At 67.2% G+C, this 13,898-nt stretch carries 14 protein-coding genes; 9 read left to right on the forward strand and 5 right to left on the reverse strand.

Features of this window, described 5'->3' with window-relative positions; genetic code table 11:
- Positions 1 to 35 precede the first annotated feature (35 nt).
- From BCY78_RS03485 to BCY78_RS03500, 4 genes are all read left to right on the forward strand, one after another.
- The gene (locus tag BCY78_RS03485; RefSeq protein WP_068297924.1) at positions 36 to 1,328 is read left to right on the forward strand and encodes a gallate dioxygenase; all 1,293 of its coding nucleotides are present in this window, start codon (positions 36 to 38) and stop codon (positions 1,326 to 1,328) included.
- An 83-nt stretch (positions 1,329 to 1,411) separates the two neighbouring features.
- The gene (locus BCY78_RS03490; RefSeq protein ID WP_068297927.1) at positions 1,412 to 2,398 is read left to right on the forward strand and encodes a TRAP transporter substrate-binding protein; all 987 of its coding nucleotides are present in this window, start codon (positions 1,412 to 1,414) and stop codon (positions 2,396 to 2,398) included.
- A gap of 5 nt (positions 2,399 to 2,403) precedes the next feature.
- Complete coding sequence (locus tag BCY78_RS03495; protein WP_068297929.1) at positions 2,404 to 2,913, forward strand: TRAP transporter small permease; 510 nt, start codon at positions 2,404 to 2,406, stop codon at positions 2,911 to 2,913.
- Positions 2,906 to 4,210 carry a TRAP transporter large permease gene (locus BCY78_RS03500; RefSeq protein WP_068297930.1) on the forward strand — a complete coding sequence of 435 codons (1,305 nt, stop codon included), beginning with the start codon at positions 2,906 to 2,908 and terminating at the stop codon, positions 4,208 to 4,210. Before BCY78_RS03495 ends, BCY78_RS03500 begins: the two co-directional genes overlap by 8 nt.
- 12 nt (positions 4,211 to 4,222) lie before the next feature.
- Here the strand turns inward: BCY78_RS03500 and BCY78_RS03505 are convergent, their stop codons facing one another.
- Both BCY78_RS03505 and BCY78_RS03510 read right to left on the reverse strand, forming a co-directional pair.
- Positions 4,223 to 5,659, reverse strand: coding sequence for a sulfatase-like hydrolase/transferase (locus BCY78_RS03505; protein WP_068297932.1), 1,437 nt, complete (start codon positions 5,657 to 5,659; stop codon positions 4,223 to 4,225).
- The gene (locus BCY78_RS03510; protein ID WP_068297935.1) at positions 5,656 to 6,141 is read right to left on the reverse strand and encodes a MarR family winged helix-turn-helix transcriptional regulator; all 486 of its coding nucleotides are present in this window, start codon (positions 6,139 to 6,141) and stop codon (positions 5,656 to 5,658) included. Before BCY78_RS03510 ends, BCY78_RS03505 begins: the two co-directional genes overlap by 4 nt.
- A 116-nt stretch (positions 6,142 to 6,257) precedes the next feature.
- Here BCY78_RS03510 and BCY78_RS03515 point away from each other — a divergent pair, with 116 nt between their 5' ends.
- The 4 genes from BCY78_RS03515 to BCY78_RS03530 are packed head-to-tail and all read left to right on the forward strand — an operon-like array spanning position 6,258 to position 10,843.
- Positions 6,258 to 7,217 carry a tripartite tricarboxylate transporter substrate-binding protein gene (locus BCY78_RS03515; protein ID WP_083194799.1) on the forward strand — a complete coding sequence of 320 codons (960 nt, stop codon included), beginning with the start codon at positions 6,258 to 6,260 and terminating at the stop codon, positions 7,215 to 7,217.
- Between the two features lie 35 nt (positions 7,218 to 7,252).
- Positions 7,253 to 7,813 carry a hypothetical protein gene (locus BCY78_RS03520; protein ID WP_233499341.1) on the forward strand — a complete coding sequence of 187 codons (561 nt, stop codon included), beginning with the start codon at positions 7,253 to 7,255 and terminating at the stop codon, positions 7,811 to 7,813.
- A complete protein-coding gene (locus tag BCY78_RS03525; protein ID WP_068297938.1) occupies positions 7,813 to 9,396 on the forward strand; it encodes a tripartite tricarboxylate transporter permease in 1,584 nt (527 codons plus the stop codon). Before BCY78_RS03520 ends, BCY78_RS03525 begins: the two co-directional genes overlap by 1 nt.
- 22 nt (positions 9,397 to 9,418) lie before the next feature.
- Positions 9,419 to 10,843, forward strand: a complete 1,425-nt coding sequence (locus BCY78_RS03530; protein WP_068297941.1) for an FAD-binding oxidoreductase — start codon at positions 9,419 to 9,421, stop codon at positions 10,841 to 10,843.
- A gap of 4 nt (positions 10,844 to 10,847) precedes the next feature.
- Here BCY78_RS03530 and BCY78_RS03535 read toward each other — a convergent pair whose 3' ends face one another.
- Entirely contained in the window at positions 10,848 to 11,378 is a 531-nt protein-coding gene (locus BCY78_RS03535; protein WP_068297944.1) for a DUF1353 domain-containing protein, read from the reverse strand.
- Complete coding sequence (locus BCY78_RS03540) at positions 11,375 to 11,836, reverse strand: Lrp/AsnC family transcriptional regulator (RefSeq protein ID WP_068297947.1); 462 nt, start codon at positions 11,834 to 11,836, stop codon at positions 11,375 to 11,377. The genes BCY78_RS03535 and BCY78_RS03540 overlap by 4 nt, the downstream gene beginning before the upstream one ends.
- A 116-nt stretch (positions 11,837 to 11,952) precedes the next feature.
- On the opposite strand from BCY78_RS03540, the gene BCY78_RS03545 reads away from it, so the two are divergent.
- The gene (locus BCY78_RS03545) at positions 11,953 to 13,104 is read left to right on the forward strand and encodes a PLP-dependent aspartate aminotransferase family protein (RefSeq protein WP_068297950.1); all 1,152 of its coding nucleotides are present in this window, start codon (positions 11,953 to 11,955) and stop codon (positions 13,102 to 13,104) included.
- Between the two features lie 19 nt (positions 13,105 to 13,123).
- On the opposite strand, the gene BCY78_RS03550 is transcribed toward BCY78_RS03545, so the two are convergent.
- Positions 13,124 to 13,897 carry an enoyl-CoA hydratase/isomerase family protein gene (locus tag BCY78_RS03550; protein WP_068297953.1) on the reverse strand — a complete coding sequence of 258 codons (774 nt, stop codon included), beginning with the start codon at positions 13,895 to 13,897 and terminating at the stop codon, positions 13,124 to 13,126.
- Position 13,898 lies beyond the last annotated feature (1 nt).

Raw genomic sequence — 13,898 nt, forward strand, 5'->3', positions numbered from 1 at the left:
CACTCGCCCGGGCCGCTGGGACAGGAGGAACCCCCATGGCTCGTATCATCGGCGGCATCGGCGCGTCGCATTCCCCCACCATCGGCTTCGCCAAGGACAACGGCAAACGGCACGACCCGGCCTGGGCGCCGATCTTCGAAGGCTTCGACGTCGTGCGCGACTGGGTCAACGCCAAGAAGATCGACGTGCTGTTCCTGATCTACAACGATCACGTCACCTCGTTCTTCTTTGATCATTACCCGTTCTTCTCGATGGGGATCGACAGCGAATACCACCCGGCCGACGAAGGCGGCGGCCCGCGCGACGTGGCCCCGGCCATGGGCCATCTCGGCCTGTCGCAGCATATCGCCATGGCGCTGACGGCGGATGAATTCGACATGTCCTTCTTCCAGGGCAAGCCGGTCGACCACGGCTTCCTGTCGCCGCTGTCGATGCTGGGCGATGACGACGGCCCGTGGCAGGGCAAGGTCGTGCCGCTGCATTGCGGGCTGCTGCAGCTGCCGATCCCCTCGGCCAAGCGGATGTGGAAGCTGGGCAAGTCGCTGCGCCGCGCGATCGAAAGCTACCCCGAGGATCTGAACGTCGCGATCATGGCCACCGGCGGCCTGTCGCATCAGGTGCATGGCGAGCGCGCGGGCTTCATCAACGAGGACTGGGACGCCGAGTTCCTCGACCTGCTAGAGACGAACCCGCAGGCCTTGGTCGACATGCGGCTCGCCGATTACGTCGCCAAGGGCGGCATGGAGGGCGCCGAGGTCATCATGTGGCTGATCATGCGCGGCGCGCTGTCGGACGATGTGACGCTGGTGCACAAACAGACCTACGCGCCCTCAGTGACCAATATCGCCACGCTGGTGTTCGAGGATCACGGCGCCGCCCCCGACGAGGCCGAGCTGGCCGCCTACCGCGCGCACATGGGCCATGAGCTGGCCGGGGCCGAGACGGTCGCCGGCACCTATCCGCTGACCCATGCCCGCAGTCAGGCGAACTTCCGGCTGAACGACTTCCTGCACGACCTGATCAAGCCCGCGCACCGCAAGCGTTTCCGCGAGGATTTCGACGCGCTCGCGGCTGAACGCGGCCTGACCGAGGAAGAGATCGACCTCGTCAAGAACCGCAAATGGATCGAGATGATCCGCCGCGGCGTCAGCTTCTTCATGCTCGAGAAGATGGCCGCCGTGCTCGGCGTGCCCAACCCCGAGGTCTATGCCGCCTTCCGCGGCGAGACGCTGCAGGAATTCCTCGCCACGCGGAAGATGCCGATCACCTATTCGGTCGCCGGCGGGAAGAAGGACAAGGTTCCGGAGGAAACCGGCAGCGAGGCCTGAAACCGCTGCCCCAGCCATCCTCCCGGCCCCTCGACGCAAATCTGGTGGGCCGGGACACCACAGCCATTTCACGGGAGAGAAAAATGGCCAAGATCACCACCCTCACCGCCGCCCTTCTGGTCACCGGCCTCGCGCAGGGCGCGCTGGCCGAAGAGCTGAAACTCGCGGATTTCCAGCCGCCCGGACACTTCATCGTCGACACCGTCTATGCGCCCTTCGCGCAGGCGATCTCGGACGCGACCGGCGGCGACACCACGGTCCATGTCTACATGGGCGGCGAATTGGGCCCGGGCCCGGCCGAGCAGTACAACCGTGTGCTCGACGGCGTGGCGGACATCGCCTTCTCGCTGCCGGGCTATACCGCGTCGAGCTTCCCGATGACCCTGCTCGGCGAGCTGCCGGGCGTGCTGACCGCCGAAACCGGCACGCAGTCGATCGTCGACCATCTCGACATGCTGGCGCCGGAATACCGCCGCGCGCAGCTGGTCGGCCTGTGGAACAACGCGCCGAACCTGCTGTTGATGGGCTCGCATGAGCTGCACGGCCTTGATGACCTCGCCGGTCTCAACATCCGCGTGCCGTCGCGCAATGCCGGACTGATCGTGCAGGCCTGGGGCGCGAACCCGGTGTCGATGCCCGCGCCCGAGATCTACAACGCCATGCAGACGGGCGTCATCGACGGCGCGATGATCGACGCGACGACGCTCGGCGCCTTCCGTCTGGCCGAGGTCACCAATTCGATCACCATGGGCATGGACACGACGATCTCGCTGTTCTTCATGGTCATGAACCGCGACACGTTTGACGGCCTCTCGGACGAGGCGCAGTCCGCCGTGCTGGACGCCGGCCGCACCGCCTCGCTGTCGGGCAGCGCGCAATGGCTGGGCGTGGCCGAGCGTGCGCTCGCGGCCTTCGAGGGCACCGAGGGCAAGACCGTGATCACCCTCTCGCCCGACGAAGCCGCGCGCTTCAACGCGGCCTCGGCCCCGGTCGTCGAGCAGATCATCGCCGATGCCGAGGCCTCGGGCATCCAAGCCCGCGCCTATGTCGCGGCCCTGCGCGGCGAGTGATCCCTGTGAGCAACGCAACGCTCAAGACCTGGTCGGCCCGCGCCGGCCAGGTTCCTTTCCTTCTAAACCTCGGCGCGGGGATCTGTCTGGTCGCCATGGTCGGCGTAATCGCGACGGGCGTGGTGATGCGCTACATCGTCGGCAATCCGCTGATGGGCGTGAACGAGATCGTCCAGACCATCGCCGTCGCGCTGGCGATGCTGGCGCTTCCGCAGGCCACGGCCAGCGGCGCGCATGTCAGCGTCGATCTTCTGGACCGCGCACTCGGCCGCTGGGGCCGCTGGTTCGGCGACATCCTCAGCCGCGTGCTGTCGATCACCGTGCTGGTCCATCTGTGCCTGCGCGCCCTCGCCAAGACCCGGGAGGCCGCCGAATACGGCGACGTCACTAACATGCTGCAGCTGCCGCTCTGGCCGGTCTATGCGGCGATCCTGATCGGCATGGGGCTCTGTGCGCTGGTCTTCGCCGCGCAGATCCTCGGCCTGCTTCTGGGGGGAGCGCCCGATAATGACTGACCTCACCATCGGCATCCTCGCCTTGGGCGGGATGTTCGCGCTGATGCTGCTGCGCACCCCCGTGGCCTTCGCCATGCTGATCACCGGCTTCTTCGGCATCTGGGTCGTCGAGGGCCTGCGCCGTGCGGGCGCGATCCTGTTCACCGAGACCTATTCCTCGGTCGCCAACTACAACCTGATCGTGCTGCCGATGTTCGTGCTTCTGGGCAACATCGCCTCGGAAGCCGGCTTCTCCCGCGCGCTGTACGATGCGGCCCATGCCTGGGTCGGCCGGTTCCGTGGCGGGCTGGCGTCCGCCTCGGTGATCGGCTGCGCGGCCTTCTCGGCGGTTTCGGGCTCGTCCGTCGCCACGGCCGTCACCATCGGCAAGGTCGCGCTGCCCGAGATGAAGCGGCTCGGCTATGCCGACGGCCTGTCCACCGGCGCCATCGCCGCGGGCGGCACCTTGGGCTTCCTGATCCCGCCGTCCACGGGCTTCGTTCTCTATGCGATCCTGACCGAGGAATCGATCGGACGCCTGTTCATGGCGGGTATCCTGCCGGGCCTGCTGATGATGCTGATGTTCATCGCCGCGATCTGGCTCGTCACCCTGCGCCGTCCTGAATCCGGCCCGGCGGGCGAGGCGAAACCCTTCGCGCAACGCATCCGCCTGTTCCTGACGGCTGCACCCTTGATCAGCGTGATCGTGGTGTCGATCGGCGGCATCTATATCGGCGCCTTCACCCCGGTCGAAGCCTCGGGCATCGGCGCGGCCCTGACCGCCCTGCTGGCGCTGGGAACACGGGCACTGTCGCTGACAGGTTTCGCCAAGGCGGTGAGCGAGACGGTGCGGACCTCGGCCATGCTCTACATGATCGTCGTCGGCGCCAATGTGCTGAACCCGTTCCTTGCACTGACCGGCATCCCCTCGGTCCTGGGCGAGGGTCTGACGGGGCTGGGGCTGGGGCCGTTCGGGACGCTGGCGGTGATCTTGCTCAGCTACGTCGTCTTGGGGATGTTCCTCGACGGGCTGGCGATGCTGGTGATCACGGTGCCGATCTACTACCCGATCATCCTTGCGCTGGGGTTCGATCCGATCTGGTTCGGCGTCGTCGCGGTGATCGTCATCGAGATGGGCATGATCACCCCGCCCGTGGGCCTCAACGTCTTCGTCGTCCGCTCGGTGGCGGAAAACGTGGCGATGCGGACCGTGTTTTCGGGCGTGACGCCGTTCCTGCTGGCGATGATCGTGACCTTGCTGCTGATCATCGCCTTCCCGCAGATCGCGCTGTTCATCCCGAATTCGATGTTCGGCTAAGCGCGCCGCCCCTCAATGCTTCGGCGGCGGGGTCGAGGACGGCGCGCCGATATTGGCCGCAACCGCGATCCCGCCATAGCCCGCGATCATCGCATCCTGATCGGCGAAGGCCTGTGCATCGACCGCTTCAGGGTCGCAGATCGCGCGCAGGGCGGCCTGCATCTCGGCCAAGGCCTGAGCGCAGGACGGGTCCGTGGCGCGGTTCACGGATTCTTCCGGGTCGGCCTCGATATCGAACAGTTCGGGCGGGAAGCCGACGTAATGGATCAGCTTCCAGCGGCCCTTGCGCAGCATGAACGCGCCCGAGACCGCGCCGATTGCATGGTACTCACTGAACACCGCGCGTTGGTTGTCGAGCGGGGCCGTGGCGAGGTCATAGAGCGATCCGCCCGGACGCTCGCCCTCCAGCGGCGCGTCGAAATGGTCAAGGATCGTCTCGGACACATCCAGCAGGCTAGCCGGCGTCGCACAAAGTGCCGGGAACGAGGCCCCCAGCGAGGGCGCCGGGGCGACGATCAGAGGGATCTTCGCGCTTTCCTCATACATCGTCATCTTGCCCCAGAGGTTCCGGGTGCCGAGGCTCTCACCATGGTCGCTGGAATAGATGATCGTCGTGTTGTCGAACTGGCCGCTGGCCTTCAGCGCCGCGACGATCCGGCCGACATTGGCGTCCATGTAGCTGGTCAGCCCGTAATAGGCGGCGATGGCGACGCGGCGCTCTTCCTCGCTGGTCCAGCCTTCCTCTCCGACCATCGCGGCCGAGGTCTTGTCGATCCAGGGGTGCCGGGGCAGGCCACGCATCTTGTCGGCGGGGAGCTTGTCGGTCGGGTACATCTCGTAGAAGTCGGGCGGGGCGATCAGCGGGTGGTGCGGCGCGACGAGCCCGACATAGAGGCACCACGGCGCGTCGGAGCCTTCCGCCTCAGTCAGCCAGTCGCAGGTGCGCTGAGTCACGGCAGCGTCGTATTTCGTGTAGCTGCTCTCACCGGGACCGACGACGTCGCCCATCATCCGGACCTCGCGCTTGTAGACGCGCTCGTCCTCACGCCGGATCGAACCCCAGACCATGCCCTTGCCATCCACCACATGCATCGGGATGTGCTGCACGTCGAAGCCGGTGTCGTCGCCGATCTGCCGGTAATGCAGCTTGCCGATCGACTCGACGCGGATGCCCTTGTCCTGCAGCGCATGGCCCCAGCCGCGCGGCTGGCCGGTATAGGGCATGGCGTTGTCCCACAGGCGGATCTGGTGGCAATAGCGCCCCGTCGCGAAGGCGGCGCGGGCGGGGACGCAGATGGGCGAGGGGGTGTAGGCCTCGGTGAAGCGGGTGCCACGCTCGGCCAACGCGTCGAGGTTCGGGGTCCGCACGACGGGATGGCCGGCGCAGGACAGCGCCTGCGCCTGATGCTGGTCGGACAGGATCACCAGCAGATTGGGGGTACGGGTCATGCGGTCGGGTCCTCGTCAATGTCGAAATCATGGCGTTGGGCGGCGTCCGACAGGGCCTTGATGGCCTCGAACATCACCTCGCGCTGCTGGTCGGTCAGGGCGGCCATCAGATGCGCCTGCCGCGCATCCAGCGCGGGGGCGATGGCGGCATAGGCGGCGCGGCCCTTGTCGGTCAGGGTCAGAACCTGCTGGCGGCGGTCGGCCTCGTAGGGGGCGGTCTGGATGTAGCCCTGCGCGACCATGGCGCCGATCTCCTTGGAGAATTGGCTCTTGTCGATGCCCAGTAGCTTGCGCATCCCCGTGCTGGCATGCGCCACATCGAGGCTGATGAGCCGCAGCACCCGCCATTGGGCGAGGCTCAGATCGCCGCGCTTCGAGATCAACGCTCGGGCCTGCGCGTTGAGCGCGCTGTGCAGCTGGAACACCAGCAGCGGCAATGGCAGACGCAGCTCGATCGCCGATTCTATGTCGCTTTTGGCCATGGATATTCCTCTTCCCTTGATCGGAAGGTCGCGCAGAAAGGTGGAGAAGTCAACAATATTAAGTTGACTTTTCCACCTTCCTTTCCGACTTTGAGGGGCATCAGAGGAGGAGACTGATGATTCGAGCCATCCCGACCTGCGCCGCCGTTTTGCTGGCTGGCGCCTGCTTCACCCTTCCCGCCACGGCGCAATCCACCGACTGGACCCCGCCGGGCCCCATCACCCTGATGATCGGCTTCGCGGCCGGCGGTGGCGCCGATACGCAGGCCCGCCTCGTCGCGCAGGGGATCGAGGACGCGACCGGCTGGACCGTGCTGCCGCAGCAGGTGACCGGCAACAGCGGCCTCAATCTTGCGCAAGAGCTGCGCTCGGCCCCGGCCGATGGCAGCGTGATCGGCATGATCGTGACCGAGACGCTGGCCTATAACGCCGTGCGCCTCGGCAACCCGGATCTTCAGGCCGATCAGTTCACCCCCCTCGCCACCACCGCCGCGTTCCAGCTGGGCCTCGTGGCCATGGCGGGCGGCGATTTCGCCAGCTGGGACGCCGTGCAGGCCGCGCAGGAAGCCGGTCGCCCGATCCGTCTGGGCGCCGCGACCGAGCGTCAGGCCGACATGGCCTATCACCTGAGCCTCGGCTCCGGCATCGAGTTCAACATCGTGCAGGTGCAAGGCGGGGCCGAGATCATGAACGGCCTGCGCGCGGGCGATCTGGACCTTGGCTGGGTCGCGGGCGCACAGGCCGGCGCGGTGCGCAATGGCGAGATGGTCAACGTCGCCAGCGGCATCCCGACGCCTCTGGTCGACAGCCCCGATGCGCCGACGATCCGCGATCTGGGCAGCAACTTCTACCTCGACGGCTATTTCATGTTCGTGGCCCCCGCCGGCATCCCCGATGATGCCCGCGCGGCGCTGGCCGGGGCTATCGCCTCGGTCGTGCAGAACCCTGAGACCGAGGCCGGCGCGCTGATCACCCGCAGCTTCGGCGGGGCTTCGGTGCTGACGGGCGCGGATCTGGACGCCTATCTTCAGCGGGCGGTCGAGGATTCGGCGGCGCTGATCGACAGCGTGCGCTAAGGCGGAACGACCCGGCAGCGGCGGAGGACGAGGCCATGAGACGTGTGAATGCCGACGTGGCCTTGGGCCTCGCCGTGCTGGTCGTGGCGCTGCTGGCGCTGCTGGTCTGGGTGCCGGCCGATACCGGCAGCGGTATCGTCGAGCGGATCCGGGGTCAGTACCGGATCGGCGATGCGATGGGCCCCAGCGTCGCCTTCGGGCTGCTGGCGCTGGCGGGCGTCGTCCTCATGGTGGAATCGATGGGCAAGAAGGCGGCGGCGCGCCCGCGTGCAAGCCTCGGGCAGGGCCAGCTGTCCTTCCTGCTCATCGTGTTCGTGATCTTCTTCGTCAGCCTGCTGGCCATGCGCTGGATCGGTCCCGCCGTGGCGGGGCTGCTCACCGACACGGGCTATCGGCCGCTGCGTGCCAGCCTGCCGTGGAAATACCTCGGCTATGTTGGCGGCGGCATGCTGATGGTCGGCAGCCTGATCTCGCTGGCCGAGCGGCGGATCACCCTGCGGGCCTTTGCCATCGGCTTCGTCGGCGCGCTGGTGCTGGCGATGCTCTACGATCTGCCCTTCGACGACTTCCTTCTGCCGCCCAACGGGGACCTGTGATGGACTATATCCTGATGGGGATCGGCGCGGTATTCACCGGGCCCGACCTGTTCACGCTGGGCGGCTTCGGCATTCCCGCCGCCCCCGCCATGCTGTTCCTCGGCCTGCTGACCGGCATCGCCGTCGGCGCCACGCCGGGTCTGGCCGGGCCGATGGCCATGGCCGTGTCGCTGCCGATCCTGATCTCGATCTTCGGGGTGCGGACCGAGGCCCTGCTGCCGGTCTTCGGCTTTCTGATCGGCATCATGAAGGGCGCGACCGTGGGCGGCGCGGTCCCGGCCATCCTGTTCAACATCCCCGGCACACCCGACGCCTTTATGACCACGCTGGACGGCCACCCGATGACCAAACGGGGCATGCCGAAACGCGCGCTGAAGGTGGCGCATCTGTCCTCGGTCAGCGGCGATACGCTGTCGGACATCGCCCTGTTTGTCTGCGCGCCCTTCCTTGCCGTGCTGGTCGAACGCTTCCTCGACCTGCCCGAGAAGACCGCGCTGATCCTGTTGTCCCTGACCTTCATCGCTGCCGTCATGGGCAGCTCCGTCGGCAAAGGTCTGATCGCCATCGCGCTCGGCATGCTGGCCTCGATGGTCGCCACGGGACAGGATTTCCACCCCCGTCTTGCACTGGGGCTCGATGCCTTGAGCCACGGCTTCCCCATGGTCTCGGCCGTGTTGGGCGTGCTGATCTTGGGCGAGATCTTCTGGACCCTCGACGATCATTGGCGCGGGGCCAAGGCCGGCAAGGGCCCGATCGCGGCCGCGACGGACGGCCCGGATGGGCTGCGCCCCGGCGACGTGAGGCGGATCGTGCCGCATATCCTGCGCTCGTCCTTCATCGGCACGGTGATCGGCGCGCTGCCGGGCGTCGGCTCGACCCTCGCCGCGACGCTGGGCTACACGCTGGGCCGCAAGGTCCACGCCAAGAAGAAGACGCCCGAGCAGGCCGATTTCGGCGACGGCGCGCCCGAAGGCATCGCTGCGACCGAGGCCGCGAACAGCGCCGTCAGTGGCGCGAACCTGATCCCCGTGCTGTCACTGGGCATTCCCGGCAATGCGGCGGCGGTGTTCCTGATCCTTGCGGCGGATAGCATCGGCGGCTTCAACCCCGGTCCGGGGGTGTTCAACTTCACCTATCCGCAGGTGAACCCCGAACTGGTGATCGCCTTCGGCATCTTCACCCTGATGGCGCTGGGGAACCTGCTGAACTGGACCATCGGCGGTGTCTTAATGCGGGCCATGGGCGTCATGTCCCGGGTGCCGATCCGCTACCTGCTGCCGGTCGTGCTGCTGGTCACGCTGACGGCGATCTATGTGCAGGACCCGCGTCTGGGCGCCTTGTGGACGGCCTTCGGCTTCGGCGTGCTGGGCTATCTGTTCCGCTGTCTGCGCATCCCGCATCTGCCCTTCGTCATCGCCTTCATCCTTTCCGGCAGCCTTGAGAACACGGCGCGGCAGGCCTTCTCGGCCACAGGCGGCGATCCGTTCTTCCTGTTTTCATCCTGGGTCTCGACGTGCTTCGTGGCCTTGGCCATCCTGACCGTGTTCCTTGCCGGCCGTGCGCCGGGCGAGGGGCGCGGCTGATCCCTGACGACCGGAGCTTACGATGACCCCGACCTTCCTTTCCGACCTGCGCGCGGCGCTGGGTGACAAGGCGGTGCTGACCGACCCCACCGATTGCGCGCGCTATCTGACCGACTGGACGGGCGCCTATTCCGGCGAGGCGCTGGCCGTCCTGCGCCCCGACAGCACCGAGGCCGTCGCTGCCGCCGTCCAACTTTGCGCCGCGGCGGGCGTGGCAATCACCCCGCAGGGCGGCAATACCGGCGTCGCGGGCGGGGGCGTGCCGCTGGGGCCGAAGCCGCATGTGCTGCTGTCGCTCGACCGTCTGAAGCGCATCCGCAAGGTCGATCCCGTCGCCCGTAGCGTCACGGTCGAGGCCGGCTGCGTGCTGCAACACCTGCAGGAGGCCATCGCGCCCGAGGGGCTGATCTATCCCTTGATGTTCGGCGCGCGGGGCAGCTGCACCATCGGCGGCAACCTGTCCACGAATGCCGGCGGCTCCAATGTTCTGCGTTTCGGCAATGCCCGCGCCCTGTGTCTGGGGATCGAGGCAGTGATGGCCGATGGCAGCATCGTCAGCGACCTGTCGGGCCTGCGCAAGGACAACACCGGCTACGACCTGCGCGACCTGATGATCGGCGCCGAAGGGACGTTGGGCATCATCACCGCCGCCTGCCTGCGGCTGTTCCCGGCCCCTGTCGCCCGCGCGACGGCGTTCTTGGCCCTGCCGGACGTGGCCTCGGCGCTGATTGTGCTGAACCGGCTGCAGGATGCCTCGGGCGGGTTGGTCGAAGCGTTCGAATACATGCCCGCGCCGATGATGCGACAGATCTGCGCCCATCATCACCAGCGCGGCCCGTTTGCCGAGGCGGTGGAGACCGGCATCCTGCTGGAGCTGACCTCGACCCGCCCCGACGACGCCGCGCCCGACGCCGAGGGCACGCCCCGGCTGCAGGCGCTGGTGATGGAGGTGCTGGCAGGCCTGATGGAGGACGGCCTTGTCGAGGATGCGGTGATCGCAGCCTCCGAGGCGCAGCGCGATGCTTTCTGGGCCCTGCGCGAAGGCGCGGCCGAGGCGATCTTCGCGCTGAACGGCACCTACATGTTCGACATGTCGCTGCCCTTGGCCGCGGTCCCGGAGTTCGTGACCGAAACGGATGCCGAATCCCGCGCATTGGGGTTCGAGGTCTATACCGTCGCGCATCTCGGCGACGGCAATTTGCACTACACGCTGGCGGCGGGCGCGGGCCAGAACTGGGGCGATCTGCCGGTCGAGGCGCAGGTCGCGCGGATCCTCGACCGGGTCGCGGCCTTGGGCGGGTCTTTCAGCGCCGAGCATGGCATCGGCCAGGCCAAGCTGCCCTACATGCCCAAGTACCGGGCCGAGCCCCGGTTGGCGACCATGCGCGCGATCAAGCAGGCGCTTGATCCGCAAGGGCTGTTCAACCCCGGCAAGACCATCCCGTGAGGCCTTAGCGCCGACGCCAGAAGCGACAGCGATTGAGGTCTTTCTGGGTAGCCAGCAGCGTCTCCAGACTGGGCGGGCAGGGGTTGAATTCGACCTCCCACCCGTCTCGGGACCGGCCACTGGTCAGCCCGATCCGGGTCAGAAGGAAGACAAGCCGGCTGCGGTCCTGCGGATGGCTTTCCATCCAGGTCTTCAGCGCCTCTTGCTGGATCAGGATGCTGTCGCCGAACTCGCGCGTCACGGTCCGGCAGTTCTGTTGCCGGACGATCCAGTCATGCAGCAGTGCGACGGCGGGATAGCTGTCGGGCTGCATCAACCTGCCGATGCGGAAGATCTTGGGGATCGTGCCAAGGTCGGTCAGGAAGCGGCCGGGTTCGATCACACTCCCGTCGTGCCGGTGAAACCGCATCGGTCGGCCGGCGCGCGGGGTATAGAGGTACCATCCATCCGCGTTCTCGGGCGAGAGCAGGGGCATCAGATCCTCGGCATTCTCGAAGCGGCCGACGGGGGTCTGGTCGTAAGTCGGATAGGTCATCGCCTGCTCCCGGTGCCGACCACTTCGCGCATCTCGACATAGGTGTGGTATTCGACGACCTCGGGGCTGTCGTGGAACACCTCGCGCGCGAAATTGGCATAGGCCTCCATGCTTTCGACCTGCAGATGGATGACGAAATCCGCGTCGCCGGTGACATACGAGGCCTGTTGAACCTCGGGCCGGCCCCGCAGCCGGTTGGAGAATTGCGCCGAGGTGCGCGAGCCATGCTCGATCGACACCAGCACATGGATCGACACCGGCACGCCCAGCACCTTGGTGTCGATGATGGAGACATCCGCCTTGATCACCCCTTCGGCCCGCAACCGGCGCAGGCGTCGCAGCACGGCGCTTTGCGACAGGCCGACACGTTCGGCCAGAACGCGGGCGGGGGTTTGGTTGTTGACCTGCACTTCGCGCAGAAGCGCCAGATCGAAGGCGTCGAGAGTGGCGTTTTTCATCGCGTCGGGCCAATAGAATGACGAAATTCGTCACTTGGTGACAGATTTTGCCAACTTGCGCCATGGGATTTGGGGCATTGTGGCGCGGTGATCCCTCCCTCTCAGGTGCCCCAACGATGAAACCGACCGTCTCCCCGCAAACCGCTGCCGCTCAGGCCCTGGGCAAGATCGACCCTGTGCCCAAGGGCGTGGTCCCGCCGCTGCACCTTGCGACGACCTATATCCGCGACCCCGACAACGGCTATTCCAACGGCTTCGTCTATGGTCGTCCGGACAACGAGACGACCCGCGAATGCGAGGCCGTCTTGGCCCGGCTGGAAAAGGCCGAGGCCGGGGCGCTGCTGTTCGGCTCGGGCTCGGCGGCGGCGACGGCGGTGTTTCAGGCGCTGTCACCCGGCGATCATGTCGTCGCGTCCAAGGTGATGTACTGGGCCCTGCGCAACTGGCTGATGACCGAGGCCGCGCGTTGGGGCCTGTCAGTGACCTTCGTGGAAAGCGATGACCTGTCCGCACTGCGTGCCGCGGTGCAGCCGGGCAAGACCAAGCTTGTGTGGATCGAGACGCCGTCTAACCCGCTGTGGACCATCACCGACATCGCCGCCGCGGCCGAAATCGCCCATGCCGCCGGCGCCCGTCTGGCGGTGGATTCGACCTGCGCCTCGCCGGTGCACACCACGCCGCTGACCTTGGGCGCGGATATCGTCATGCACTCGGCGACGAAGGTGCTGAACGGCCATTCCGACGTGGTCGCGGGCGCGCTCTGTGCCCGGCAGGACGACGATTTTTGGAACGCGATCAAGACGGTACGGCGCGGGCAGGGCGGCATTCTCGGCCCGTTCGAGGCCTATCTGCTGATGCGCGGGATGCGGACCCTGTTCGTGCGGCAAGAGCGGCAATCGGCCTCGGCCATGGCGCTGGCCGAGCGGCTGCAGGCCCATCCCCATGTCGCGCAGGTGCTCTATCCCGGCCTGCCGCAACACCCCGGCCATGACGTCGCCGCGCGGCAGATGACGGACGGCTTCGGCTATATGCTGTCCGTGCGCGTGCGGGGCGGCGAGGGGGCGGCGATTGCCACCGCCGCGCAGGTGGAGATCTACAAGCGCGCCACCTCGCTTGGTGGGGTGGAGAGCCTGATCGAGCATCGCGCGAGCATCGAGGGGGCCGGTTCGCCCTGTCCGACGGATCTGCTGCGGCTGTCGACCGGGCTGGAGACGGTGGATGACCTCTATGACGACCTCGACCGCGCCTTGACCCTCGCGCATCGCTGAGGCCTCGACGGGGGCGGGGTCAGCCCTCCGCCCCCTTTCGGCGACGACCGCGTTCGACAAAGCGGGCCAGCCCGGCCTTGGCGTCGTCGCAAGTGAAGGCGCGTTGCCCCAGCTTGGCCTCGCGCGCGAAGGCCGTCTCCAGCGGATCGGCCTGCAGCTCCAGCGCCGCTTCCTTGATCACCTGAACAGCGATCGGCCCCAGCGAGGCGATCCGCTCGGCGACCGCCATGGCCCGAGCGAGCACCTGATCTGATGGCAGAACCTCGTTCACCACGCCCATGCGGTAGAGGTCGGCCGCGCTGAGGCGTTCGGCCATCAGCATGATCTGCATCGCATGGGCGTAGGAGGCCTGCCGCACCAGCCGCACCAACGTGCCGCCGGCCGGGACGAAACCATGCTCGGGCTCGGGCAGCTGGAACACGGCGTCCTCGGCGACGATGCGGATGTCGGTCGACAGCATGAACTCCATGCCCCCGCCAATACAGGCGCCGCGCACCGCCGCGATCACCGGCTTGTAGAGCTCGATCCCCTTGGCATGCGCCGCGTCCCATTCGCTGATGTCGAACCGATCCTCGGCCAGCGCGGGGATCGATTCCGTCAGGTCCGCGCCGACTGAAAATGCCCGCTCGCCCGCGCCGGTCAGCACCACGGCATGGACCGCGTCGTCGTCGCGCGCTCGGACATAGGCCGCGCCAAGCCCGTCATACATCGCCAGCGACATGGCGTTCAGCTTCTCGGGCCGGTCGAGGGTGATCACCGCGACCTTGCCCTGCGTCTCGTAGCGGATGGTCATC

Origin of the sequence: Pararhodobacter sp. CCB-MM2, from assembly GCF_001691415.1 — a bacterium.
Lineage (GTDB): Bacteria > Pseudomonadota > Alphaproteobacteria > Rhodobacterales > Rhodobacteraceae > Pararhodobacter.